Here is a 25,390-nt window from a genome sequence, read left to right as displayed (position 1 = left end):
CTTGTATGATTTATTCAGTCCAAAGCAAGCTTTTACAAGAGCCGGGCAAACGCCGATTTCAAATAGGAATCAAACGCTTTTTCTTCGCCCTGCTGCCAGTATAAGCTGTCCGCATAGGCTGCCTGGTCCGCATAAATATTGTCGAGAATATCCGGCTCTTCCTCCGTTGTTTTACCCGCGCTTACTTGGATAAACGGCTCTGTTTCATCAAACACGACGTCAAAGCGGAGAAAACGGTCTTCGATTCGGAGCGCTGCTGCGTTTTCTGCTGCTTCAAATGCTGCGTCCAAGCCGACCGCTGCATATTTTTCCAAAGAATCATCAAAGGCTTCTAACTTTCCATATAAATCGAGAAACAAATCTGCTAAAAATAATTCATCTTTATAACGAGCGTCTAAAAACGTCCGCATTTGATCTTGAAACGCCATGACATCTGCTCCTTTACTATTTAACTATTCATAATTTACAGTATAAACAATTTATTCCTTCATGAAAACTATTGTTTGCCTGCTCTTTAAGCAAAAAACAGGGTAAAGGGAAAAAGAACGGGCTTCCATTTTCTTTTTAAACTACCGTTTTCCCCCGTTTTTACATAGCCCATTCGACATATTTCTAGTAAGATTAAAAAAAATGCCTGCAGAAAGAGGAGCAGAGGTTATGGAAAATTTATTTTGGTCTTCATCACTGCTCGATGTGTACCAATCTTTATTTGAACAAGATGACGAAATTTCGTTTGCGATAGATACAAAAGGAAATGTTCAGCTGATGAACGAAGCGGCTGTCCGGATACTCGGTTATACGTCAGCTGAATTTAACCGGATCGATTATAAAAAGATAATTCCAACAGAACATGTGGCAGAGGTAGAGGCTCATTTTTCCCATGTTCTTCAAGGAAATAAAGCATCTTTTCGTATGATGTTTCAGCATAAAGATGGATATATCGTTCACTTATCTGTAAATGCCGTTCCTATTTACGAGAACGGTGCTGTTCAAGGCGCTTTTGGCATCGGCCGTGTGCGGACGAATGAACAATACACAAGCGAGCTTTTAAACGGACAAAACTGTATTTTGCAAATGATTGCCAAAGGTGCTCCCTTTGATGAAGTTCTTCACCAGATTGCAGCCATGGCGGAGCGCATTTCACCGGGCCATCTGTGTGCGATTATGCTGCTTGACCAGGAAAAGAGGGCTCTTTTTCACGTTGCAGCGCCTGGGCTGCCTGACAAATATGTTACATATATTGATGGGGTCCCCGTCGCTGAAAACCAGGGATCGTGCGGCACGGCTGCTTTTTTAGGGGCACCTGTTATTGCAGCGGACCTCGCAAAAGACCGCCGCTGGTCTGGATATCGGGATATCGCACTTAAACATCAGTTACATGCCTGCTGGTCCACTCCTGTTTTTGATGATGATCAGCAGATCATTGCCACGTTTGCGATGTATGCCCGCCAGCCGGCTGTACCGACTGAAGCGGATAAACGGCTCATCCGTGAAGCGACCCGGTTAACGAGCCTGGCCATTCAGCATTACCGGGCGAAAGAACAAATTCACCAGTTAGCTTATCACGACCACTTGACCGGCCTGCCGAACCGCCGGCAGTTCCGGCAGGCGCTCGAGAATACGATTGCCCGTTATCCGCATGACACACACGCACTTTTTTTCCTGGATTTGGATCGTTTTAAATTTATCAATGATTCGTTCGGCCATAAAACCGGTGATGATTTGCTTAAGATGATTGTTGACCGCATTCAAACGCGTCTCGGTCATTCCCTTCTTTTTTCCCGTGAAGGCGGTGATGAATTTACCGTCTGGATTGAGCGGACAAGCGGTCAGGATGCGGCTGATATGGCGGCGGCGATATTAGGGACGTTTCGCGAGCCTTTTTCCCTTCAAGGAAATGAGCTGTTTATGACAGCAAGCATTGGGATCAGCTTGTATCCGCATGACGGTATACAGGAACAGGACCTGTTCCGCAAAGCCGACATGGCGATGTATGAAGCCAAAAAGAAAAACCGGAATTCCTTTCAGTTTTATACCAGTATGCTGGACCGGCAGTCACTAAAAAAATTAAAGATGGAAAGCGAGCTTCGCTCAGCGCTTGAACGGGAAGAACTAAGCCTTGTCTATCAGCCGATTCAGAACTTGTGCACCGGTGACATTTACGGGGCAGAAGCCCTGATTCGCTGGAACAGCCGGCATTTTGGCCTGGTTTCACCTGGCGAGTTTATCCCCATTGCGGAAGAAACGGGCTTGATTATTCCGATCGGCGAGTGGGTCATCCGCACCGCCTGCCGTCAGCTGAAGGCGTGGCAGGAAGAAGGGCGTTCCCTTACCTGTATGTCCGTCAATTTGTCTATTTCACAGTTTTACCAGTCCAATCTGGCAGAAACGATCCAGGCGATCATCGAAGAAACCGGCATTCAGCCGTCCCATTTAACGTGTGAAATTACCGAAAGCATGACGATGGACACGGATAACGCTGCCGCTGTTTTGCAGCAGCTGCAGCGTATCGGTGTTTTTATCTCCATTGATGATTTCGGGACAGGCTACAGCTCGCTCAGTTATTTGCAGAAGCTGCCGCTTGACACGTTAAAAATCGACCAGTCTTTTGTCCGTGATATTGCAGTTAATGAAAGCGCCGAAAAAATCGCCACGACCATTATTTTAATGGCGCATCATCTTGGCCTTCACGTTGTGGCCGAAGGAGTCGAAACGGCAGAACAGCTTTCCATTTTAAAAGAATACCAGTGCGACGCCGCCCAGGGCTACCTGCTCGGGCGGCCGGCGCCGCCAGACGAATTTTTCGCTTAACCGAACAGCAGCCGGCTCCCGATGCCGGCTGCTTTTTGGTTTCTTCTCTTTTATAAAAAGCTTTTTTCGAAAAAAAAACGGATTTTTCCACCGGTTAACAGCCAGGAGCACATTTTATGGCGTGCAAATGTTTAAACTACTGTCAAGAAAGGTTAAAGATGTAGATAAGTTCATTCATTTATATACACGTTCCTGCGCAAAACGGCAGATGTCCGGTTTATGCAATGGAACGAGTCGAAAGGAGACTTTTTATGCCTGTTAGAAAAAGCCCGGGGTATTATGAACGCAAACTCATTGCCGGTGCCCTGGCCGGTACACTTTTTTTCCTGCTGCTGGTTTTTATTCAGCCGCTGCCGATTGATACGCCGGCATCCGGCTGGTCCAATTCCCTTCAGCGATTTACAAACGCCATTCCGGTTTACATGATGTATATTACGCCGGTGGCCATTATTTATTTTGTGCTGACATCCTTGATCAGTGACAGGGCGGCACGTTATTTGACCCGCCGGAAAAACGGCCACAATGAATGGCTGTTTTCCCTGATCTTTCATTTGATCTTCGGCCTTATTTTATTTTGGTATACACTGGCGGCTGCGCTGTTTTTCTTTGTGATCGACCGGATGTTAAAAAAGTGGCGCGACCGGTATTCCTATAAACATGTGCTTCTGGCCATGGTGGTTCCGTTTTTCACCTGGTTCATTTTTATGATGATCGCATTCTTAAAAGGATAAAAAAACCTGCCGGAATCCGGCAGGTTTTTTGTTTTATGGAGCCGCTCAGCGCTTTTTTCAGGCAAACAGACGCACGGCTCATTTTAAAATGGCGGCTTACGCCTGCCTGCTTTACTTCAGTATGAAGCCCACACGTCATAAAAATAGTTTCACGCATCAATCTTCATTTTTTGCTGCTCCTGCACAAGCAGCTCTTCTGCTTCCTGGTGAAAAAGCGGCTTACTGAACAAATAGCCCTGCCCAGTCTGGCAGCCCAGCTTCTTTAGCATGCACAGCTGGCCGGCTGTTTCAACACCTTCTGCCACTACGTTCAACTCAAGATTGTGCGCCAGGTCGATTATATTTTTGACGATCGCTGCTTCTTTTTTGGACGTCGTTACATCCCTTATAAAAGACTGGTCAATTTTCAAGCAGTCGAGCTGCAGTTCCTTTAACACGCTGAGAGAAGAATAGCCTGTACCGAAATCATCAATCGAGACTTTCACCCCAATTTCTTTTAATTGATCCAAAATATGCTTTGTTTCCTGCGTATTCTGCATGATGCTTTCAGTAATTTCAATTTGCAGCAAGCTTGGGTCCATATGGGTTTCCCGAATCAATGCTTTAAAGGTATCGGCGAAATACCGGTTTTGAAACTGCTGAACGGAAATATTGATGCTCATACTAAACCGTCCGTACCCCTGCTGCTCCCACCGTTTGCTTTGCAGGCATGCTTCTTTCAGCACCCACTCGCCAATGGAGGTAATCAAGCCGGATTCTTCAGCGATCGGAATAAATTCGGACGGAGACACAGACCCAAACCTTTCATTTTCCCACCTGATAAGTGCTTCAAACCCTGTTATCTGGCTTGTGGCCAGATCGACCTGAGGCTGATAGTGCAGAAAAAGTTCCCCTTTCCAAATGGCCCGTCTCAGCTCTTTTTCAAGCGCCGCCTTGCGCTGGATCTTGTTGTATAAACTCGAATGAAAAAACTGGTAATTGTTTCGCCCTTTTTCTTTGGCTATACGCATAGCGGAATCTGCGTACATAAGCAATGTATCCATGCTGTCCGCATCGCCAGGAAATGTGCTGATCCCAATCGACGGTGTGATGACGATCCCATGATCCTGTATCATAAAGGGTGAAGTCAAGGTGTGTAAAAGCTTTTCCGCTAAAAGGGTGAGCTGCACTTTGTTCGTCTTATGGCAGACAAACCAGAATTCATCGCCGCCAAACCGGTAAATGCAACCGCTTTCTTTGGACAAAGCACTTTTGAACCGGCCGGCTGCTTCTTTAAGCAGTGTGTCGCCTGCCAGGTGGCCAAAAGAATCATTTACTGTTTTAAAGCGGTCAAGATCAATGATAAACAGCGCTGTTTCTTTTCCTTCCTGCAGCCGTTTATTTAAATCCATAAATAAAGATGTCCGGTTTGGCAGCTCCGTAAGTGAATCGGTATACGCTAACTGTTTAATCCGTTCTTCTGATGTTTTTCTTTCCGTGATGTCCAGGACGATACCGTTTGTTTTCACAGGCTCGCCTTTTTCATTCCAAGTCGAGGATAATTTTACTTCCACCCACTTGATTTGCCCATTACGCACGATCCGGAATTCAGCTGTTTTACCTGCTTCCCCTTTATCGTCTTTATAAGATCGAAGAAAATGTAACGCCTTATGGCAATCCTCATGATAAAGATATTTTTGCCAGAGCGTTCTCTCTGTGTAAGCCTCTTGAAGCGAAACATCGAGTATTTTTTCAAACCCTTTTGACAGTGACATACGGTTCGTCCTATGATCGATGGACCAAATGGCCGCATCCGCATTATCTAACAGGCTTTGCAGCTCATTCCTTTTTTCCATTAATTTTTCATTTAAATGGCGGTTATCATCATAGTGCCTGCCGATCCACCAGGCGATGACAGAAAAAAAGAACAGGGATAACAGGTGGTAGCCATTGTAAAACTGCGCGAAATCCAGCTTCATTGTCCAAAAGAAATAAGCAAAATCGGCAAACAGCGGCGTTCCTACCCTACCGATGTATTTCATACGTTATTCTCCTTTTTTGTCGAAATATGCATTTTATAATCCCTTAGACCTATAAATTGATCATAGCAGAAGAAACTAGCCATGACACGTTAAATTTGCCGTTTTCTCATAAGATAATTAAAACATATTTGTTTCCGGATCTTTTTTCCATCGTTTTAAGAAGCCGAACCGGTCCACTCTTTTGCCTGTTTGTAACAAAAACAGCCTGCACGCCTCGTACAGGCTGTTTGGCACATTTTAATTCCTGCCGTTTGGTTTAGAGAAGGTGGAGGATGGCGGCTTGTTCACATCCACCACACCGACAAGCGCAGGAAACGACTCACATTCGGCAATCATGTCTCCCATCGTCACCGCCCGCCCGTTCCGCTCGACCATATAACCAGAGCTGCAGCATGCGACAACGCTAGGGAGGCTCACCAAGTCCGCACGCTTTTTGTATGGCCCTTTCTCTGGACTCCGCCGCTATAAGCAGCCAAAGCGTCCGGTTGGAGGTTGTGGCATACACGCGAACCGGGACAAAGCCGAGCTCATTTTGTTTTTTCATCTCCCGAATCGCCTCGTTATCCATCGCTTCAAACGGAATCCGGTTTTCGCTTGTTTCCGCATGGACGACCCCGCGGCGCAATAAATCGAGCAGCCCATAAACAAGCGTATCCTCCTGCCGCTTAAACGCTTCCTTAAACAGAGACCGGATCGTCACGGTCAACCAGAATGCCCGTTTCTTTTATGTAGGTAACGGTCACAAACCCCGTCTGGCCGTTTCGGTTTTTCGCCACAATGATCTCCATCCGTTTATCACCTGCTTGTTTGGAATAATAAGCGTCCCGGTATAAAAACAGCACCACATCCGCATCCTGCTCCACCGACCCGGAGTCCCGCACATCTGAAAGCATCGGCCGCTTGTCCGCACGTGCTTCCACGGCCCGTGAAAGCTGCGCCAGACAAATCACCGGGCAGTCAAAATCTTTTGCCATCGCTTTTAAACCTTTTGAAACCGCCGCTATTTGTGCGGTCACGTTCCCGTCAAAAAAATGCGGCGGCGTAATCAGCCCTAAATAGTCGATAAAGACAACCGGGCGGGCTTTCGGATCGTCAATGAGCAGCCGCCTGATGGACGAGCGCATATCGGACACCGTGACGGCAGGCTGATCGATGATATACATGCCAAGCTCCGCTACTTTTTTGATCATATTCGGCCACGTTTTCTTTTGCCCTTCGGTAAACAGCTCGTACGGATTGCGCATTTTTGTCCGGTTAAACCGCCCCTCCATCGCTAAAATCCGCTTGATGAGCGCGGCGGCCGGCATTTCAATCGAAAACACAATCGGCATATATCCTCCCTGTGCGGCCATTCTTGCCAGATGCAGCATCACGTCGGTTTTGCCCATCGATGGGCGGGCGCCAATGACCGTCAGCTCGCCTTCCCGAAAGCCGCCGAGCGTTTCATCGAGCCCTTTGATGCCCGTCATCGCGCGCTGCACCTGCTCTTCTTTCACAAACGGCGCTTCCCGGAGCGGCTCCACCAGCTCTGATGTCGACTGTGCTCTTTGAATGCGGACGCTCCCAATACGGGCTGCTTCTTCCATGATCCGGTCCGCCGGCCATTCTTCTGCCGATGCCCGAATGCACATCGAACGGATTGCCCGCTTCTGCCACTCTTCAATGACGAGCACTTCATAATGCGAAAACCTCTCCACATTCGCATGCGCGACCAGGTCATTGATATACGGTGCTCCGCCAAACGACTCAATGAGCCCGCCGACCGACAGGGTCACGACATCAACGATTCGTCCGGCCTGCGCCTCTGTTTGAATCAAGGAAAACAGCTCCCGGTGCAGCGCCGATTCAAAATACGCCGGCACAATCTGCGTATCGAGCGCCACCCGGCTGTCATGCAGGCAGGTGCCTAAAACCGCCATTTCCGCCCTCACCCGATTCCCTCCCCGGCCTCGATATCGAGCACAAGCGGCTCATACAACGGAGCGGCTCCGGCTCTTTCCGTTTTGTTTTGCACATCTGTGAGTGATGTCCGTCCTTCTGCCTGCCAGCTGCTCAGCACCTTTTGCACATACGCATACGGCTTATCCGCCTCATGTGACCGCTTCAACGCTTCAATGACCAGTTCTTCACTGAGTGCGGAGCACCAATCTAAGAGACCCTGCTCGACTGCTTGAGAGGCCGGGCCAAATAACTTTTCCCAAAACCGCACGACCGCCGGGCAGCTTTCTGTTCGGTTCAGTTCCGTTTTCTTTCCGTTTTCTTTTTCTTTTTGGTAACGTAACGTGCACGTATCGTACAAGGACCGAATGCGCCCAGGCGGAATATGCGCTGCGACAAAAGCAGCGAGTGATGTATCTTTTACGAGCGATAATTCCTTTTCCACACAATCCTCGACCGGCTTGCCGCCCCGGGTGAAATTGTAGCGGCCCCAGTGCCCAATCGCCATTTCGCCTGTTTCTTCACTCAAGCGGATGATACCTTCCTCCTGAAGCACCCGAAAACATTCCTCTACCTTGGACGCCGCCATTCCCATTTCAAACGCCGCCTTGCGCACATTCAGCGGGTAAATGCCAATCTGCGTCGTCTGGCTGTTTGTCAGTACATATAAAAAACAAAGCTTCTCCGCCGCCGACATGTCCATTACTTTATTGTCACTCCAGAAATTCGCATACACAAACCGGTACTTCGCCATTTACATTCCCTCCTGCCGATTGATCCAGTCTGACAGCGTTTCCTGCGAGAAAAAAATCCGCCGCCCCACCCGGTAATGAGGCACCGACCCGTCCTGCACATACCGGTACAGCGTCCCCGGGTATACCCCCAAAAACAGCGCGGCTTCCTTGATCGTCATCTTCGTTTTCATCCGTTTTCCTCCCCTTTCATTTTTTATGTACGGAGAGAAAGAAAAAATCGATACCTGGAGAGAAAAAAAGAAAAAGAAGACAGCTTTTGGCTGCCTTCTTTCATCATGTTAATACATACTTATTGATCTTTATAGTTTGTAATTCCTTCTGCAAGAACCTTCATGACTTTTAGCAAGTATTCCTCACTTGAAAGCATAACATCTTCTTCTGGATTCGTCATAAAGCCGATCTCTGGCAAAATAACAGGCACCTTTGACCAATTAAAGCCTGACATATCGTTTCGTGGGAAAATACCCGGCTCGTTGATAGCCAGCTGAGTTCGGGCCAGTGCCATAACTTCATCAGCGGCCTGGCTGCTTCGGTCAACAATAGGTTTTGTATATGGATTTTCACTTGAAGGGATCAATATAGAAAACCCTTTTGTATCAGGATTTTCAGATCCATCAGCATGCAGCCTCACAAACAAGTCCGCTTTGTGTGTATTAGCAATCTCCGCTCTTTCCCGGTTACTAATATCTACCTCGTTTGAGTCGCGTGTCAATATCACCTGAATGCCTCGTCGTTCCAACTCGGCTTTTAGCAAAAAAGCCGCTTTTAAATTTAGTTCATACTCCGGTACACCTGTTTTGATACCAGTTGTCCCACCAGTTACTTTATATTTTGTCTCAGTGGCTCCCGGTCCTACCGGCTCCTGATCCAAGTTGGCTTTCACCTGATGACCAGGATCAATTACAACAAGAAATCGCTTTTCTTTCGCCTCCGGCACTACTGTTTCTTCTGGTTCAGATTCTTCTTTTATTGAATTTTGCCGGGTTATTACAGAGGGTGTTTCCCCCAGATCAGAATCGGTCTGTTCGATTGTCTCTAATTTTGGGGTTTCTTCTGGCATTTCTTCTGGCGTTTCTTCTGGCGTTTCTTCTGGCATTTCTTCTGGCATTTCTTCTGGCGTTTCTACTGTTTTTTCTTCTTCGCCAGCTGTTTTTGTGACAGGAGAGGTCGTTTTAATCGCTGTGCTGTTAGTTCTTTCCAGGTCGTTAATATTTAGAAGTACAAGGCCGGCTATGATCAAAATAAAACAAGGCAAAAGGGCAAATAAGATTTGCTTTTTCTTTTTATTCATATTGTTTCAGCAGCTCGGCATTAAATTTTTCTATATCTGTTAACATTCCGGAATAAGATGGATCTGGGTAATACCACGATTTTGCATCAAAGTATGCTTGCAAATCAGCTTCATTAAACACGTAACCATGTCGGGCAAAGATTTCATTTCGAGCCAGGCGTATATCTTCACTCGTCATCCCGCTAACTTCACTGTCTTCCAAGTAAACCGTATCACTATTCGGCAAAATATAGCTGTCTGACTCACCGGACTCAACCGCTTTTAAAAAAACAGCATTATATTCTTCCACTCCAGATACCTCTCCCTTATAACTCGCATCCGGTGAGTACCATGACTGCTGGTTAAAGTAATTTTGGATAGATTGATCTGTGAAAATGTAGCCATGCCGGGCAAAAATTTCGTTACGTGCCAGGAGGAGCTCTTCACTCGATAATCCACTCACGTCGTCTGCAGTTAAATAATCACTGTCGCTGTATGGAAGCAAATATGAATCTTCTTCTTCATGCGTTGCTGGTGTATCAGTCGTCTTGCTTGTTTCGTTTGTTTCATTTGTTTCGTTTGTTTCATTTGTTTCGTTTGCTTCGTTTGCTTCGTTTGCTTCGTTTGTTTCCATTGTAAGATCTGGAGTTGTTGCTTCCTGTATGGTTTCGGAGGAAACGGTTTCTGTGTCCAGCAGCCTATTTACCTTCAGTTCGCCAGTCGCCACCATGACTGTCAGCAAAAATGTACTTTTAAATGTTTTAAATTTTTCAGAGCCGTCTCCATACCAAATCGTATATTCTTCATATGTTTCTACCTGGTACATGCCGTCATCCGCTTTTTTCACATCGAGCACTTCAAACCAGGCCATCTCCTCCGTAATGCCTTTTTCTTCAATATGCTTTAAGTAGCTGGAATGCTCTTCATAGGCTTTTCCATTTGGATCAATTAACTGACTGACCAATGAAAAGTCACGGTTATTAATCGAATCGACAGCCTGCTGGCTGTATTTTTCCATAAATGTGGTGATTTCTTCATCCGAATAAGAGCGGTAAGACGGTTTTGCTTCTTGTACAACTGCCTCACCTTCAACTGAAACAGGCTGGGTCGTTTCAACAGCACCGGCTTCTTCAGTTTGCATCGATTTTGAAACTGTGGCTGGCCCTGTTACCTGCGTTTCACTAGAATCGATTATATTCCCAACTCCATAAAGCGCCGCTGCAGCAATTGCCAGGCGTACAGGCACACGCTTAAAAAAAGGCTTTTTTCGAGTCTCTGATCGTTTAGGTAATGGCGTTTCTTGCTTTCTTTTTGTTTTAGGCGGTAGCGGAGTAGACTCCTCCTGCTCCGGGGATTCTGGTTCTACTTCTGGCTGCTGTGGTACTTCTTCCTCCGGTTCTTCCTGTACAGGATCGGGCGCCGGGAGTATTTTTCTTTCCTGGACATCTTCTCCTTCTTTTTCCACGATACCCGGATGACCAGTTGTTACTTCTTCAAAGTTTTCCAGCACTTCCTCAAGTGCAGCCATGTTGTCAGGCGGATTTTTGGAAATCAGCTGAAAAGCAGCTTCCTCAAGTAGAGAGTATTCAGCCAAAACACCGGCAATCTGCCGGACATCATCTGCTTCTGTCATACTTTTAGCGGATGAAAGCACAGCTGCCTCCCCTGCTCCGAACAATACGATTTGCCCGTCTGCTGCTAACCAAATATTCTCGGGTGTGATGGCCCCATGAATCATTTTTTTTCGATGGAGGTGGGCGACCGCATCTGCCAGCTGAACAAGCTGTTCCTTGGTAATGACACCTTCCTGCCGAAGTGTCTGTCCTTCCTTGCTCTCAAGCACCGTATAGGGAACATTGTTTTGCAATGCTGTCTCTACTACTCTTGGCAAGTATTTGAAGTTCGTTACATTCAACTGATACTGGTCATAGAGCTTAAACCAAGAATCCATGAGATCCTGACTAGCTTCTTTTGGCATACGAATATGAACAAGATGTCCACCTTTGTTTTTTGCCTCGTGAACCGATATTTTTCCGTTTTCTGCTGTCCAGCTTTTTAAACGAGTATATCCGGCTATGATCTCCATTTTGTCACCTTCTTTCAATTAAGAGAGTTTCACATTTTCAACTTTTCGAATATTACTCTCTTTTTGTTCCACGGTTACTGATACATTTTGCTGCTGACTGATACGGAATGTTATTTTAATATCAAGTTCGCCGGCAGGACGCTTTGCCAGCCCGCCCACATGAATCGTGCCAATTTTTTTGTTATTGCGGACCAGCTTTGAAGAGCCCTGGTACAAATCAATATCCAGGCTTTCACAATTGTCGGTGTTTGTCGTAAATGTCCGGGAGGCTTCACATGGCGTCCGACGATTGGCCGGAATAAGAACACTGAACCGTCCATCTCCAAGGCCGATGCCGAGAGCATGGGCCGTCGCTGTTTTAATGTCAATTTCTTTTGACCAGCTAAGCCGTTCCTCCAAATAAGCTGCGTAAACGCTCGCACCCTCTGCTACACACAAATCCGGGTCGATGTTGCCGTAAATTTTCCCGTCTCCGATCTTTTTTGCAAGCATCTCGTCCATTTTGGGAATCCGGCTTGAGCCGCCTACTTTAATCACACGGGTGATGTCCTGCTTAGAAAGCGAGGCCTTGTCGATTACATCGTCAATGATCATATCGATTTTCTGGAAAAATGGCACCAGGCATTCTTCCAGCTCGCTCCGTTCTATATCTAATTCTATATGCCGGCCCGGAAGCACATTCGGCTTGATGATTTCAGTCATTTCTTCAAATGACAATGTTTCTTTTGCCTCTTTTGCCGCTTCCAGCAATACTTTTTTCGCTTTGAGCACTGCTGTTTCTTCATGTCCATGAAACTCAATTCCAGCTTTTTCAATAATGTAGTTCATCATAGAGTTATCAAAATCCAGCCCTCCGAGACGGTCGTCTCCGCCAGTTGCGAGTACTTCAAAGGTAAGCTTGTCCGTATCATTGACAAATCGGAAAATGGTAATATCAAACGTACCTCCGCCAAGGTCAAACACCATGATGATTTCATCATCGAGCGCTTCCTCTTCATGAATGCCATACGCAAGCGCTGCGGCAATGGGTTCTTGAATAATGCCAAGCACATTCAGCCCGGCTTTCTCTGCCGCTTCCGATGTATTTGTATTTTGAACGGCTGTAAAGTAATACGGAACTGTCACAACGATGCCGGCTGGATCAAAGCCCGGCGTTGTTTTTTTGGCGTACTCAAATACATCTTTTATAATGATGGAAGAAATATCGATTGGTGAGAATTCTTTTCCTCCCAGTGTGATGGTCTGATCCGCATCATCCATCATTCTTTTCACACCAATAATTGCATTGGATGGATCAATAACTGCTTTGCCAGCCGCATATGCGCCGACAAGTGGCTTTTCCTGACGTCCGTCGTAATACACAACCGAAGCACACGTGTAATCGCCTTTTGGATTCTGGTATACTTTCGGCCCTTTTTCCGTCCATCTAGCAATCGCTGAATAAGTCGTGCCGAGATCGATCCCCAGCACTGGCTTTTTTTCATTGTCCACTTTCATTCGGCTGTTCCTCCCCGGTGTCTTCCTGCTGTTCTTCCCTGTTTTTTACGACAATGACCTGCGCCGGGCGAATCAAAAGCGGCTCTTCTTTATCCCTCTGTTTAGATAAAAGACCGAAACGGACAATTTCAGCTACCTGCTCATCTTCCATCTCATGATTTTCAACCACACCAATCGGCTCCATTGTTTCTTCATCAAACAAGGCCCCTTCTTCCGGCTCATACAAATGAAAGTTGAATGTTTCCAGGAACTCGGTCATTTCTTGAATAAACCGATCATATACGTCCAGCCATTCAATAACACGCTCATTTTCTTCATTGTTCTGCTCCTGAAGCTGGCTGATCCATTCCGCTGAAAATTTCTTGCCGCTGTAAAGGCCATCAATAACTGGCACAACTGCTTTTTCAAAAAAAGAGTAGAACTGTTTTTGGAGACTATTAGTAAAATCCGTCAAACCATCCAGTACTTTTTCATTTATTTCAGCTTTTTCCTGGACTAGCTCAATATCTGATTTTCTTTCCGTTTCAGCCAGGCCCGCTTGATTCTTCTGTTCAGATGTCTCTTCTTTCTCAACTTCTGCTGCAGGCTCAGTATTGATTTCGTCCTGCTTTTGTTCAGTGCTTGTTTCCGCCTGTTCACTATTTTTTGGTTTATCCGAATGCTGCTCCTTGTTGGCCTTTATCTCATTCACCAGCTCTTCAGGCGTTACAAAATTTTCTGCAAAGTCTTCAGGCCACTGGATATCCTTCCATTTTCGTTCGAGGCGGCTGGCACTTTTCACAGAAAGACGAATGCCGTCTTTTCGATTTTGAAGCTGGTTTTCGGTTTCTTCATCCAAGTCAGCCGGCAGATCGAGCCCATCATACATAGCTTGAAATGCATTTACGATCCCATCCATTTTTTGTTCAAGCAGATTGACTTGATTTTTCCAACTCGCTATTTCCTGCTCTTTCTGCTTGAAAGAATTCTGAGTCTGTTCAAACGCCTGCATTACTTCTTCTTTTGTCATGGCTCCGTCTCCTAATCTCTTTTAATCGCCAGCCGGCTTGATACTCCTTTGTCGCCCTTGAGCGAAGCGGTGACAATCACCTCATTTTGCTGATTCACCTCGAATTCGACTGCAATGCGGTGTGTGCCTTTTGGAGCTGCTGGAATACCCGTCAAGAAAAACTCACCAATGCATACACTTGATTCCTCGTTTACATATGAAACAGACTCTACAGATTGAAAAACGGTAAACCGCATTTCGGTCATTCCATCTTCCGGAGTGCTATACAGGCGTTCTTCTACAACAGCTGGCTGTTCTTCGTTCAGCTCAACCCCTTTTTCAACAATCGTATCAAAGCGGCCTCCGCGAATTTCAATCCCGAGATGATGTGTAACAATGTTGTTCATTTTAATATCTGTATCCGGCTTGTCTTCCTGATCCTGCTCCGTCGTCTCCGGCAGCTTGTCTGTCGGAACACCAAGGCTCGCTCCGTAAATAGCCGCTCCCTGGGCAACAACTGTATCCGGGTTGATATTTGAAAAAGGTTCTCTTCCCATCATTTCCTTGATTTTGCTTCTGACGAGCGGCACACGCGAAGAGCCACCTGCTAAAATGACGCGCGAAATGTCGCTTTTATCCAATTTTGCCTGCTCTAGCGCTTTCTTCATCGTATTAATCGTTTGGTCAATAAGCGGCTCAATGACCTGCTCAAAGTCAGCCCGGCTTATGTCAAAGTCAACATTATGAATAACGCCGTTCTCATCTTTTATAATATTAGGTATTTCAATGGCCGCCTCATCCATTTCAGACAACTCTTTTTTCGCTTGCTCACATGCTTCCTGCAGCTTTTGCTGTGCTTCAAGCAATTCTCTCACCGACACGCCCTGATCCGCCTCTAAGTCAAACAAGTCCAGCTTGCTTTTCTCCTTAAAGTCATCGGCTACGAGCTTCATAATGGCCTGGTCAATATCGTATCCGCCAAGCGCTGGATCGCCTTCTTTCGCTAAAATAGAAAACGTTGCCGGCTCGTCTTCAGACGTGCTGTCTACTTTCATAATGGAGACGTCAAATGTGCCGCCGCCGAGATCATACACCATAATCGTCTGGCTGCGGCTTGTTTCTGTACCGTAGGCAATGGCTGCTGCGACCGGCTCTTCAAGCAAATAGGTCACCGTCAGCCCGGAGAGCTCTGCCGCTTCTTTTGTAGCCCGTTTTTTATTATCATCGAAATTGGCCGGCACACAAATCACTGCATACGCCGGTGTGCCTTTTAAATCAACTTCTTCCTGATTGATTACATATTCTTTGATTTTTGATAGAATCTCTGCCGAAATATCTTCCGGCCGGTATGTATTTCCATAAAATTCTTTTTTCCATTCAGTACCCATTTCCCGCTTAATAAAGGAAACGGTGTTTTCCGGATCAATTAGAATACGCCTTTTTGCTGCCTCACCGACTTGAATATCTTCTTCTGTGCGAAAGCTGACAACCGAAGGAATCGTTTCTTCCTTTCCTAATTTGATAACAAGCGGCTGGCCTTTCCGGTAAATGGAAACGGCTGAATTTGAGGTGCCGAGGTCAATACCAAGCACATATGGACTGTTTTTTTCAATAATCGACAATGGAAGTCCTCCTTATTTGGTTGTATCAATTTTGACTGATTTAACTTGAATTTGTTTGGAATCGATCATATCCCGTAAAAGTGGTATGTTTACTTCTCCTGTGTCGGCATACTGGCGAATGATCGGACTGTAATCTGGAAGCTCACTGCTTGATAGTACCAAGATGCCGTTTTCATCAAGCTCAAAAATAGAGCTCAGGGCAACCGGTTCCTTTTGAGCACGAACACTAATAGTCAATTTTCCAAGGAAGCTTTCCTCATCCGGAACAATAGATTCCTGTCTATATACAGGCAAATCTACTTCAGTCTGATATGGATACCGTGTGAGACCAAGCGTGGAACCCATGGCTGGGAGCTTGTCATTTCGGCTAATCAGATGCTTAACGGACCAGACATCATTTAAAAACATACCGACGCCGAACGAATGCGGCACCGCTTCCTGCACCTCAATTGGGACCGGTGCCATGTCTTTCTCTGGTGCAGACAAATTGGCCGCCATAATAGCCGCGCCATGTGCCACAATTTCATCGACATTGTCTGCAATAAATGGCTGCTTAATTTCCTTGGTTACCGCTTCACGCACAGCTCTCATTCTAGTAGACCCCCCAACCAAAATAACGCGGCTGATATCTCTTTTGGTTAAGCCGGCTGCCTGAAGCACTTCTTTCATTTTATCTGTTGTCTTTTTTAAAAGCGGCTCAACCATTTGGTTGAATTTATCTATTGTCAATTCTTCATCAATATGAGTATTGAAAATATCCGGAATCGTAATATCCGCCACATCGCTTACCGAAAGTTCTTTTTTCGCTTCTTCCACTGCTTCTTTCAGGCGTTGCATAGAAATAGAACCTTCTTGGCTCCCTTGGAGAGATTGAGAAACCGATACCTGACGTAGAATATACTGAACAATTTTATTATCAAAGTCGTCACCACCGAGAAGTGAATCACCGTCTACAGCTACCACGTCAAAGTGGTTATGTTCAACTTTTAAGATTGAAATATCGAATGTTCCGCCGCCAAGATCGTACACCATAATAGTCTGGTCTTTTTCCTTGTCAAGTCCATAGGCAATGGCTGCCGCTGTCGGCTCGGACAGTAACCTGAGCACTCGAAACCCCGCCAGCTCACCCGCTTTTTTGGTCGCTTCACGCTGCTCACTCGTAAAATAAGCGGGAATCGTAATGACAGCGTCATTGACTGATTCACCCAGATATTTTTCCGCTTCCGCTTTAATTTTCGACAAAATCTCTTTTGCTGCGTCCACCGGTGTCATCGACCGCCCGCTCACGGTGTACGTTTTTCCCTCATCCCCCATATGCCTCTTAGAGGATGAAATGGTGTTAAGCGGATCAATATATAGCCTCGATTTTGCCGAATGACCGATAAGCGTCGTTCCATCTGGCTTGCATGAAATAACCGATGGCATAATTTTTTTCCCTTCGATAGGAAGGCTTTCTACCTTGCCTCTCCGATATACGGCTGCTGCCGATGTGCTCGTTCCTAAGTCAATTCCTATTGCCAGCCCCATAATGAACCTCCTGATTAAATAAGATAGTTTCATAGTACCAAAACCGTTTTGTCGAAGTCTGTCGTTTTTTGTTTAAACGCCAATAAAAGAGGTCTTTTTTATTAAATCTTTTTGACTATTTTATTGGTTTTTTCGGAAAAATTTTTCTGCCCTAACTTTCTTATGAACGTTGAAAAGCAACATGTTCAGATTTTTTTCGTCTAAAGTCACTGAACTTTTTATGGTTTTTGTCCATGAAAAGAAAGCAGCTGTTCGCTGCCTTCCCCAAACTCTTTTTCTTGCATGATCACGGGCTTTCTCATCTAAGTAACAAGTAAAATCCTCTCTGCTGCTTCTTTTCTAATATGTTTCATATCGTAATAACGACTTTTCCTTGCGCATGTCCTTCTTCAAAATACCGAAATGCTTCAGCCACTTCACTTAACGTATAGTGTCTGTCTATAACCGGCTTTACTTTACCAGCTTCTATCAGTTCTTTTACATACATTAAATCTTTTTGGCTTGCTCTTTGAAGCATGCTGCCCATTTTCCGATTTCCGGTTAAAGAAATCCAGGGCCCGCGAACCATCGTTTCGGTTAACTGGGCACCCGATCCTCCGACGTGAACGAAAACGCCGCCGGGACGCAGGGCGCGTTTATAAGCAGAAAGCGGCTGGTGCCCGTTCACCCCCAGAATCAAATCGTACTGCTGCGTTTTTGTCTTAAAATCCTCTTTTGTATAGTCGATGACATCGTCTACACCCAGCGATCGCAGCGTATCCACATTTCTCGTGCTGCACACACCCGTTACCTCTGCCCCGAATGCTTTGGCCATTTGGACGGCGAATGTGCCGACCCCGCCAGAAGCTCCGTGAATGAGCACCTTTTGCCCCGGCTGGATGTTCCCTTTATTCCGCAGGCCCTGCAGCGCTGTCACCCCCGCCATCGGGACCGCCGCTGCTTCCTCAAACGAAAGCCGGGCTGGCTTTAGCGCCAGTGCCCTTTCGGGTACCGCCGCATATTCAGCGAAGCCGCCCCAGCCGCAGCCGGACAAGTCGCCAAACACCTCGTCACCTGGCGCAAACTGCTTCACCTCCCTGCCCACTGCCTCTACCCGGCCGGCAATATCCCCTCCAGGTATCGGGTGCTTCGGCTTCAAAAGGCCAAACGCAAAGCGGGCGAGAAACGGTTCTCCTTTCAACAAAACAAGATTTCCATAATTGACCGATGCAGCACGAATGTTTACCAGCACTTCATTGTCCTTTGGAACAGGCTTCTCTACCTCGGTGAATTGCAGAACATCCGGCGTCCCGTATTTGGAACAGACAATCGCTTTTATATGGATCCCTCCTTGTTTCCTGCCATTTTTAGACCTTGCTCCTGATAAACGGTTAAAAGGCCACCGTATAAAGTATATTCCGGTCATATAAGATTCAAGACTCGAATCTGTTAAAAAAGAAATGTGTAAAATCTGTCCTGCCTTTCACCTATCGTTCCGGGCAGCCTCCCCCTGCATAAACGGGTCTATTTACTCACTGTCGCTGAACGCGTCCTGCAATTGCTTGATTGCGGCCTGCTGCCATTTCCGGACAGCGGCCGGCGTCACACCGCATTTTCTGGCGATGTCCGGATTCGATAAGCCTTTGATCACAGATAGGCGAAACCATTCCCCCGCCCGGCCATCGAGCCCTTCCCCGCATAACTGAACAAGCGCCGCGGACTCCGGTGTTGGCTCCGGATCCACGCCTTCAAACAATTCCGATTGGCCGGTCAAGACCGTTTCGTCACTGAACGTGGCATCTTTTGTTAGAGCATTTTTCAGGCGTCCCTGAATGTACGAATACGCATACGGCGCAAACTCGCCTTTTGACGCATCGAATCGTGTATGTGCCTCCCACAGGGCAATCAGCCCCACCTGATGAAAATCCTCTTTGTTTTTGTAAATATGCAGCTTGTTCATGATGCGGTGAATCATCGGATTGTATTGCTGCGCGAGTTGTTCAAATAACATGGAAACATCCAATCCAAAGCTGGCGCCAGCCCCGGGTACTCCTTAAGGGCATGACCATCGTAGCGTGTGAATGAATGAGTGTAAATACCTACAAAAAGGGCCAATTGTAAAGGCAAAAACGACAAATTTCAGCTTAAATTTGCCCGCTTCGACACCCTTTGTTATACTCCTCGCTGACGAAAGGAAAAAGATGGAGTTTCTCTGATTTTATCCATTAAGTCCCCTGTTTTGTAAAAGAACTGTAAAGTGAATATTATTTTTTGCAGGGGTCAAAAGAACTGACTTACTTTATGGATATAATATCCCATTTCCATAATTTAAATACTTATTTTCCCATTTTATAAACCATGTAGATTAAATTTATCTAGCTGTATCGTGCCCTTAAACGATTCTCCAACAAAAAAAGCCAGCTCGGCGCCGGCTCTGATTTCATTCATAGTTATTTTTACGATTCAGCTGCCAAATTCCTTTTCCTTTACGGCCTGCTAATCGAAACAAATCTTGTTTCTGTCCATTGAAACGTTCTGTATCCGAGGAATGGTCATAAATAGTAGTCCATACTCTTGATTGCCAATCCACATAAATTGTCAAATCTACTCGATTTCACTGCTCTACTTTGCGGTAAATCTCATCAAGTGTGCCCGTTCCACCGAGTTCTTTTAAGGATTCTATGATTTCAGCGACTAAACTAGTTGTTTCGTTCACATAAGCTCCTACTTTCTGTATTAATAATGACAAAATCAAGCAATTTTCTTTATTACCTATCTAAAGATGCTATACTTAACTATACTGTAAATAAGTTCAGCATTTTTAAAAGAGGTGTCAAGAGTTTGAATATGAATAATGTCAAAACGCAAAAAACATCTGATCGCTCTGCATTAGGTGTTTTGAAAGCAGGAACTGGCCCTGTGACTACTGTTCGTAAGCCAATACATGTAGCAATGTTTAGTGGCGGCGCTTCTTCAGCGTATGTTGCTTATCATATCGTACAAAAATATGGAAAAGAAAATTGTGTTCTGTTTTTTACAGATACACTTTGGGAAGACGTCGATAATTATCGTTTTATGGAAGAAGTTGCGGAATATATCGGGATGGAAATCACAACTCGCATTGATGGCCGAACACCAGAGGAAGTATTTCACGATGTTCGTTTCCTAGGTAATTCCCGTATGGCAAAATGTTCTGAAGAATTAAAAGTGCGTCAAACGCTTATTTATCTCGAGGAATTGCGGGATGAACATGGCTTAGAACCCATCCTTTACTTTGGTATTGGTCCTCATGAGCAGCACCGTGCTATCAATCTACAAAACTTTTATGAGCATAATCCAATCGAGCCGATTGAAACACGTTTTCCAATGATTGAGACATTTAAAGGGGATCTTGATACAAAAGAAATTATCCGTGATGAATGGAAAATCGCTTTGCCACGTATGTATGGTCTTGGCTTTTCACATGCAAACTGTGCGGGTCGTTGTGTTCGTGGTGGTCTTGGTCATTACGCCTTGTTATATAAAGTATGGCCGGAACAATATGCTGAACAAGAGGCTATGGAAGAACGGTTCCGCGAGAAATTTGATAAAAACGTTTCTATCCTAAAGCGCAATAGCCAATCTTTTACGTTAAAAGAATACCGCGAATTGATGGATCGCGATGGCATCGAAAAATATTTAAGTGAAAGAGACGACACAATTCCATGTGTTTGCTCTTATTCCTAAAAAAAACGCTCATCCGGCAATCGGATGAGCGTTTTTTTATTGATCAAGCTCGGTCAATATCTTATACATAATGTATTTCACTTCTTCTTTCGACATTGTCCGTCCACCCGCTTGCACAATTCGGCTCACGTTGCTATAAACTGTTTTCCCTTTAACTGAAAGCTCTACTTCTTGCAATTTCATTACTGTTTGATCGTTCGTCATAATCTTAATAACATCTGAATCTTCTTGCGAAGCTGCTAACTGTTTAACAGACGATAGAAAAGAATCATACGTAATATCTGACCAATCTTTCAAATGAGCTCCTACTGTTTTTTCAATTAAGTAAGGAAGCCAATCTTCACCATCTTGAATTTTTTTAGTCATGTTTGAAAGAACAGGCTGCTGTTGAATTAATGTTTGATTTTCATTAATCCAATCTGCCCAATCTTCGGCACCCAGTATGCTACTGACTTCATTTTCAAGTTGATCTCTTTTATTGGTTAGATGTTGTTCTAGTTCATTTTTCAGCTGATGCAGCCATCCCTCCGCATCATTCTTATCATTGAGTAATTTCTCAATTCGATAAGCAGCCTCAAGAGGGTCGGTTTCACTGTGTCGTATAGATGCTTTAAAAGCAAGAACATCCTGCCTTTGCTCTTCAGTAATTTGTGTATATCGAGGTAACTTTCTGAGCCAATCCGTTAAAGCCCCAAATAAGATTACTGGCTGCACCGTCTTTTGCTGATCAAAAAATACATCATTTACAACTTTTAAAGCGTTTATTGTACTTTCGGACAACTGATACATTTCGTACTCATAAAAATCAACTTGTTGTTCTAAAATTTGATAAAGAAGCTCTGCGTTCATTTCACTTACATAAAAATCATTTGCATAAAAGGCCATCTGGCCCCAGACGTCTTTTAACAAGGCAATAGTTAAAATCGGGATTAATGGCTCTCTCATGCCATACGGATCTTCTAAAAGGATTTTATATAGATCGGAAATCTTTCCTCTTGGATGAGCCCGCACCTGTTTCATTAAATCTTCCCGCATCCGTCTCATCTCGGGATTTCTCAACCGATCTAGCTCATCTACTTGATAATCTTGATTTTTTAGTAATGTTGCATAAATTAAATAATCAGGTCCATACCCTGAAATATTCATTTCACCATTAAAATCCGGCTTTAACAGCATACTTAGTATGCTTATAGCTGCCTTTTTCTGCATAGTTGTCACAGTACGCTTATTGAATCCTTCATTTCTCACTTCCAATGTATGTTCAAAACGATCGTTCATCCAGTCACTTAAAAAAGCTTCTAACTCTTCTTTTGACTCAAACGGCATCCGTTCTTCGCCTTGAAAAATCCATCTCAACGTGTCTGGATCAAATTGTTGAATTGGTTTTAAAATTTGTTCAATATCGTATTTTACATTTTCGATTCGAATCTCAATTTCTGATTTTAAATTTTCATCTTCTTTTAATTTTTCGCGATCAGATAAAATCATATTTAATAAAAGATATTGATCTATTTTCTCTTGAAGAAGTTCAACATTTAGGGATGGAATACAAAAAAGAATGTTTTCTTTTTTATCTTCCTTTACTATTTTAATTAAATCTTGATACTCTTCACTATTACGATAAAGAATGTAAACAATTAGCCCATCGCCAGTTGACTGAATGCTTGATACCTGATCATGCCAACTGAACTTCGCTTCAATAAAGCGAGTCATGCTTTTTTTACTGTTATAGGCATGAGGCAAATAGTACTTGTTTAAGAACAATTGATCAATTGCCATGATTCGTTTCTCGTCGTTTAAAATAACAGACTGGCTGAATTCTTGATACAGCTCTTCAAACTCTACAATCGAGCCGCTGTACAATTCATAAGAATCTGCAAATCGATTAAAACGAATTAATCTCGCATTTGTAAGTTCATTAATCGCATAATCTACTCTTTCCGCTTTCATCCCAAGCGCAAATTGCAAAAATGGTTTTGTGATAGAGAAAGGGCGATTTGCAATATTCATTAAAGTGATCATTTTAACGATCCGTTTAGATTCTTCCGTTAGTCGGTAGCTCATGGCTAAGCGATAAAATTTAAGATCTTCAATTAAATAAAACGTTGATTCATCTGGATAAAAATAATCGAATAAACGATCTGCATAATACCAAGATGCAACCTCTAAGTTTTGCTCGGCTTCTGCTAAAAAGGTGTAGAGCGTCCGGTCATTTTGACCAAGAATATTTGATAGAGCTGGCAGCATCCGTATTGTTAAAGGATGAATCGGCTGACAGCCTTCTAAAATAGCACCGTCAATTTCAGATGGCTTCATACCTGGGAACAAGTTAAATTTAATAATTTCATTTCGTAAATAATCAATATCTTTTAATAGAAAGAGACTTCCACCTTCTCCTTCACGTGTTGCCTCTAGCACTTTAAAAGCAGAACGGTAAAACAGAGAAGGGTCACTTTCTAGACGATGGTTCGCAAAGCGTTTTTCAACCCGTTCTAACTCAGATCTAGAAAGATTATTATTAGAAGCAGCATATTGCCGAAGACCCGTGTGTGTAATAAATAAAAGACCTAAATTTGATGATCTGTTGCCCATTTCCGCCAAGTCCTGCAAGCTTTGCATTGTTTGATAAATAGCGGACTGATGAACTGTCTGCAAAAAGCGTCCAAACTCATCATATACAATAAACAAACCAATTTTTTTCCCGTTAAGCTGCTTAAGAATATGATTCATTTGTTCTGTAAAAGAAATAGTTGAAGCACTCGAAAAAACAGCACCTGACGTTAAATGAGGATACATTTTTTTAAACTCAAGAATATATTCTTCATCACCTGATTCAATATAAGAAAGCATTTCAGACAGCTCTATATGAATTCTTCGAGCATAATCTTCAAGTTTTTTATATGTGTTTGGGTATTCACGTTTCCACAAAGCCACCGTTTTTAAAATCTGGTCACTGTCTCCCTTTAAGGACACAAAAATATCCTGCTTCCTCAATTCATTGACAATGGAGTCTAAAATTATTTGATCAAAGTCACCATACTTACCTGTAATCGCAACTGGTACCCATTTAACTTCCTTTTGCAACAACGCCTCATCAAGCAATTCAAAAGACTCCGGATTAACCATTTTTACGTTTTGCAGAAAATTTTTAACGTCCTTGCTATTCTTTCGTGCAGAGACTAAAGAAGCTGCCAGAGCCCCAACCATTGATTTTCCAGCTCCATACGGTCCAATCATTAGGTGAGCTTGCTGCTTTTGTTCAATGATCCCTTGTAGAATCTCCGTTAAGATATCGATTTGATTCATATTCGGTACAAACTGATCAAAAAGTTCTGGGCGGCCTATATCGTAAACGATGTTAATACTTGGCTGAAATTTCTTCATTTTGCCGCCTCCTTTTTATAATACTGCTCAATGAAATCAAGAGGTTCTATAACATTTTTCAGTCGAACAATATCCAGTCGATTTGTCCGAGTAAAGACAATTGGATATCTTTTTTGCATTTCTTCTATGGCTTCAACAATTGTACTACGGTTTAAATTAAAAATTTTCCCCCATAGCTCAGGCTCATTTACTAAATCACTAATGCTCAACTCGTTTGTATGATGCTTTTGTGCGTAAATTAAAAGTGCTGCATACAGAAGATCATAATGCGTAGCGTCAACCAGTGGCATTTTCGTGTAACTGGTTCGAATCGTCTGCATGAGCAGTCCTAATTCCTCAAAAGGACTTCTTATTACATCTTCAGGAGTAGCATTTTCAAAATTTTTATTTAGATATGTTAAAAATAAACAATCAATATCTCTTTTTAAAGAGTTGGTTGAAACAGCTTTTTCTTGTGTTTCACCTACCCATTTTTCTAACGCCAGCATGACCGTTTGGCGGTCAAAAACGTCTTCCTTGAATATATTAAAAAACCAATACCAAGTCGTTGCAATAGATTCGTCCGTTGTTAAGAAGTAGTGAAGCAATCCTACAGTAAATGTTTTTTGCAAATAGGGGTCATAGGTATGAACCAATGATCCAAAATGAGTTAAATGCTGTTCTGTAGTTGTTGTCTTTACATCTTTCATTACTTTTGTGGCATTCATCCAATAGCGGACAGACTTGGCCATGTTTTTACCAATGCCTAGTCGCTCAAAATGATCCTCTTGATAAAAAAAGCGAGAATCCTTTTGAATTTCGTCCATCCCCTTATTCAGCCATTGCGGACGTAAATAAAAACTTTGATGTTGTGCAAATCCCATAATCTTCAGCCTTTCTAGATAGGACACGTGTCCAGAAAAAATAATTGAAGCTACACGCATATTTCTATGTGTGTAGCTTATTGCTTAGTTTTTTGATTCTTTGTAAATGATTTAGACGATCAAATTAAAAATTTTAATTTGTAATTCTGCGATCCAATTTGATAAAAAAGGGACTTCGAATGGAGCACTAAT

The 25,390-nt window shown here is 44.0% G+C and carries 20 protein-coding genes; 3 read left to right on the top strand and 17 right to left on the bottom strand.

All coding sequences use genetic code 11. The features are described from left to right. Positions 1 to 32 precede the first annotated feature (32 nt). Positions 33 to 428 carry a hypothetical protein gene (locus tag L2D08_RS10520; RefSeq protein ID WP_242233722.1) on the bottom strand — a complete coding sequence of 132 codons (396 nt, stop codon included), beginning with the start codon at positions 426 to 428 and terminating at the stop codon, positions 33 to 35. A 229-nt stretch (positions 429 to 657) separates the two neighbouring features. On the opposite strand from L2D08_RS10520, the gene L2D08_RS10515 reads away from it, so the two are divergent. Together L2D08_RS10515 and L2D08_RS10510 are read left to right on the top strand one after the other, a co-directional pair. Next, positions 658 to 2,811, top strand: coding sequence for an EAL domain-containing protein (locus L2D08_RS10515; protein WP_242233721.1), 2,154 nt, complete (start codon positions 658 to 660; stop codon positions 2,809 to 2,811). A gap of 251 nt (positions 2,812 to 3,062) precedes the next feature. After that, positions 3,063 to 3,542 carry a hypothetical protein gene (locus tag L2D08_RS10510; RefSeq protein WP_242233720.1) on the top strand — a complete coding sequence of 160 codons (480 nt, stop codon included), beginning with the start codon at positions 3,063 to 3,065 and terminating at the stop codon, positions 3,540 to 3,542. 149 nt (positions 3,543 to 3,691) lie between these two features. Here L2D08_RS10510 and L2D08_RS10505 read toward each other — a convergent pair whose 3' ends face one another. From L2D08_RS10505 to L2D08_RS10440, 14 genes are all read right to left on the bottom strand, one after another. Further along, a complete protein-coding gene (locus tag L2D08_RS10505; protein WP_242233719.1) occupies positions 3,692 to 5,563 on the bottom strand; it encodes a putative bifunctional diguanylate cyclase/phosphodiesterase in 1,872 nt (623 codons plus the stop codon). A 237-nt stretch (positions 5,564 to 5,800) separates the two neighbouring features. Further along, complete coding sequence (locus tag L2D08_RS10500) at positions 5,801 to 5,980, bottom strand: hypothetical protein (RefSeq protein ID WP_242233718.1); 180 nt, start codon at positions 5,978 to 5,980, stop codon at positions 5,801 to 5,803. Further along, a complete protein-coding gene (locus L2D08_RS10495) occupies positions 5,967 to 6,269 on the bottom strand; it encodes a hypothetical protein (RefSeq protein WP_242233717.1) in 303 nt (100 codons plus the stop codon). Before L2D08_RS10495 ends, L2D08_RS10500 begins: the two co-directional genes overlap by 14 nt. Further along, positions 6,241 to 7,494 (bottom strand): replicative DNA helicase, encoded by a 1,254-nt coding sequence (locus L2D08_RS10490; RefSeq protein ID WP_242233716.1) that lies wholly within the window; start codon positions 7,492 to 7,494, stop codon positions 6,241 to 6,243. The genes L2D08_RS10495 and L2D08_RS10490 overlap by 29 nt, the downstream gene beginning before the upstream one ends. Continuing rightward, positions 7,491 to 8,255, bottom strand: a complete 765-nt coding sequence (locus L2D08_RS10485; RefSeq protein ID WP_242233715.1) for a DnaD domain protein — start codon at positions 8,253 to 8,255, stop codon at positions 7,491 to 7,493. Before L2D08_RS10485 ends, L2D08_RS10490 begins: the two co-directional genes overlap by 4 nt. Further along, on the bottom strand, positions 8,256 to 8,426 hold the full coding sequence (locus tag L2D08_RS10480) for a helix-turn-helix domain-containing protein (RefSeq protein ID WP_242233714.1): 171 nt from the start codon (positions 8,424 to 8,426) through the stop codon (positions 8,256 to 8,258). It abuts the gene before it with no gap. A 119-nt stretch (positions 8,427 to 8,545) separates the two neighbouring features. Continuing rightward, entirely contained in the window at positions 8,546 to 9,547 is a 1,002-nt protein-coding gene (locus tag L2D08_RS10475; RefSeq protein WP_242233713.1) for an N-acetylmuramoyl-L-alanine amidase, read from the bottom strand. Further along, positions 9,540 to 11,612 (bottom strand): YARHG domain-containing protein, encoded by a 2,073-nt coding sequence (locus tag L2D08_RS10470; RefSeq protein WP_242233712.1) that lies wholly within the window; start codon positions 11,610 to 11,612, stop codon positions 9,540 to 9,542. The genes L2D08_RS10475 and L2D08_RS10470 overlap by 8 nt, the downstream gene beginning before the upstream one ends. An 18-nt stretch (positions 11,613 to 11,630) precedes the next feature. Next, the gene (locus tag L2D08_RS10465; RefSeq protein WP_242233711.1) at positions 11,631 to 13,109 is read right to left on the bottom strand and encodes an Hsp70 family protein; all 1,479 of its coding nucleotides are present in this window, start codon (positions 13,107 to 13,109) and stop codon (positions 11,631 to 11,633) included. Further along, on the bottom strand, positions 13,093 to 14,118 hold the full coding sequence (gene grpE, locus L2D08_RS10460) for a nucleotide exchange factor GrpE (RefSeq protein WP_242233710.1): 1,026 nt from the start codon (positions 14,116 to 14,118) through the stop codon (positions 13,093 to 13,095). Before grpE ends, L2D08_RS10465 begins: the two co-directional genes overlap by 17 nt. An 11-nt stretch (positions 14,119 to 14,129) precedes the next feature. Beyond that, positions 14,130 to 15,719 carry an Hsp70 family protein gene (locus tag L2D08_RS10455; RefSeq protein WP_242233709.1) on the bottom strand — a complete coding sequence of 530 codons (1,590 nt, stop codon included), beginning with the start codon at positions 15,717 to 15,719 and terminating at the stop codon, positions 14,130 to 14,132. A 12-nt stretch (positions 15,720 to 15,731) separates the two neighbouring features. Beyond that, positions 15,732 to 17,246: an Hsp70 family protein gene (locus L2D08_RS10450; RefSeq protein WP_242233708.1), complete on the bottom strand. Its 1,515-nt coding sequence runs from the start codon at positions 17,244 to 17,246 to the stop codon at positions 15,732 to 15,734. Positions 17,247 to 17,595: 349 nt separating this feature from the next. Continuing rightward, positions 17,596 to 18,564 carry an NAD(P)-dependent alcohol dehydrogenase gene (locus tag L2D08_RS10445; RefSeq protein WP_242233763.1) on the bottom strand — a complete coding sequence of 323 codons (969 nt, stop codon included), beginning with the start codon at positions 18,562 to 18,564 and terminating at the stop codon, positions 17,596 to 17,598. Between the two features lie 189 nt (positions 18,565 to 18,753). After that, positions 18,754 to 19,236: a sigma-70 family RNA polymerase sigma factor gene (locus L2D08_RS10440; RefSeq protein ID WP_242233707.1), complete on the bottom strand. Its 483-nt coding sequence runs from the start codon at positions 19,234 to 19,236 to the stop codon at positions 18,754 to 18,756. A gap of 836 nt (positions 19,237 to 20,072) precedes the next feature. Here L2D08_RS10440 and L2D08_RS10435 point away from each other — a divergent pair. After that, positions 20,073 to 20,951, top strand: a complete 879-nt coding sequence (locus tag L2D08_RS10435) for a phosphoadenosine phosphosulfate reductase domain-containing protein (protein ID WP_242233706.1) — start codon at positions 20,073 to 20,075, stop codon at positions 20,949 to 20,951. Positions 20,952 to 20,987: 36 nt separating this feature from the next. Here L2D08_RS10435 and L2D08_RS10430 read toward each other — a convergent pair whose 3' ends face one another. Both L2D08_RS10430 and L2D08_RS10425 read right to left on the bottom strand, forming a co-directional pair. After that, positions 20,988 to 24,335: a hypothetical protein gene (locus L2D08_RS10430; protein WP_242233705.1), complete on the bottom strand. Its 3,348-nt coding sequence runs from the start codon at positions 24,333 to 24,335 to the stop codon at positions 20,988 to 20,990. Continuing rightward, positions 24,332 to 25,198 (bottom strand): DUF4007 family protein, encoded by an 867-nt coding sequence (locus tag L2D08_RS10425; protein WP_242233704.1) that lies wholly within the window; start codon positions 25,196 to 25,198, stop codon positions 24,332 to 24,334. The genes L2D08_RS10430 and L2D08_RS10425 overlap by 4 nt, the downstream gene beginning before the upstream one ends. Between the last annotated feature and the right edge of the window lie 192 nt (positions 25,199 to 25,390).

The organism is Domibacillus sp. PGB-M46, assembly GCF_022668875.1.
Taxonomy (GTDB): domain Bacteria; phylum Bacillota; class Bacilli; order Bacillales; family Domibacillaceae; genus Domibacillus.
The sequence above is the reverse complement of the archived record's forward strand: the minus strand, read 5'-3'. Positions and strand labels throughout refer to the sequence as shown.

Bases quoted from the DNA above. Each gene is read 5' to 3' on its own strand.
- L2D08_RS10475 (WP_242233713.1), bottom strand. From the start codon at position 9,547: ATGAATAAAAAGAAAAAGCAAATCTTATTTGCCCTTTTGCCTTGTTTT.
- L2D08_RS10470 (WP_242233712.1), bottom strand. From the start codon at position 11,612: ATGGAGATCATAGCCGGATATACTCGTTTAAAAAGCTGGACAGCAGAA.
- L2D08_RS10450 (WP_242233708.1), bottom strand. From the start codon at position 17,246: ATGGGGCTGGCAATAGGAATTGACTTAGGAACGAGCACATCGGCAGCA.
- L2D08_RS10425 (WP_242233704.1), bottom strand. From the start codon at position 25,198: ATGGGATTTGCACAACATCAAAGTTTTTATTTACGTCCGCAATGGCTG.
- L2D08_RS10485 (WP_242233715.1), bottom strand. From the start codon at position 8,255: ATGGCGAAGTACCGGTTTGTGTATGCGAATTTCTGGAGTGACAATAAA.
- L2D08_RS10520 (WP_242233722.1), bottom strand. From the start codon at position 428: ATGGCGTTTCAAGATCAAATGCGGACGTTTTTAGACGCTCGTTATAAA.
- L2D08_RS10440 (WP_242233707.1), bottom strand. From the start codon at position 19,236: ATGTTATTTGAACAACTCGCGCAGCAATACAATCCGATGATTCACCGC.
- L2D08_RS10435 (WP_242233706.1), top strand. From the start codon at position 20,073: ATGAATAATGTCAAAACGCAAAAAACATCTGATCGCTCTGCATTAGGT.
- grpE (WP_242233710.1), bottom strand. From the start codon at position 14,118: ATGACAAAAGAAGAAGTAATGCAGGCGTTTGAACAGACTCAGAATTCT.
- L2D08_RS10510 (WP_242233720.1), top strand. From the start codon at position 3,063: ATGCCTGTTAGAAAAAGCCCGGGGTATTATGAACGCAAACTCATTGCC.
- L2D08_RS10430 (WP_242233705.1), bottom strand. From the start codon at position 24,335: ATGAAGAAATTTCAGCCAAGTATTAACATCGTTTACGATATAGGCCGC.
- L2D08_RS10465 (WP_242233711.1), bottom strand. From the start codon at position 13,109: ATGAAAGTGGACAATGAAAAAAAGCCAGTGCTGGGGATCGATCTCGGC.
- L2D08_RS10480 (WP_242233714.1), bottom strand. From the start codon at position 8,426: ATGAAAACGAAGATGACGATCAAGGAAGCCGCGCTGTTTTTGGGGGTA.
- L2D08_RS10505 (WP_242233719.1), bottom strand. From the start codon at position 5,563: ATGAAATACATCGGTAGGGTAGGAACGCCGCTGTTTGCCGATTTTGCT.
- L2D08_RS10515 (WP_242233721.1), top strand. From the start codon at position 658: ATGGAAAATTTATTTTGGTCTTCATCACTGCTCGATGTGTACCAATCT.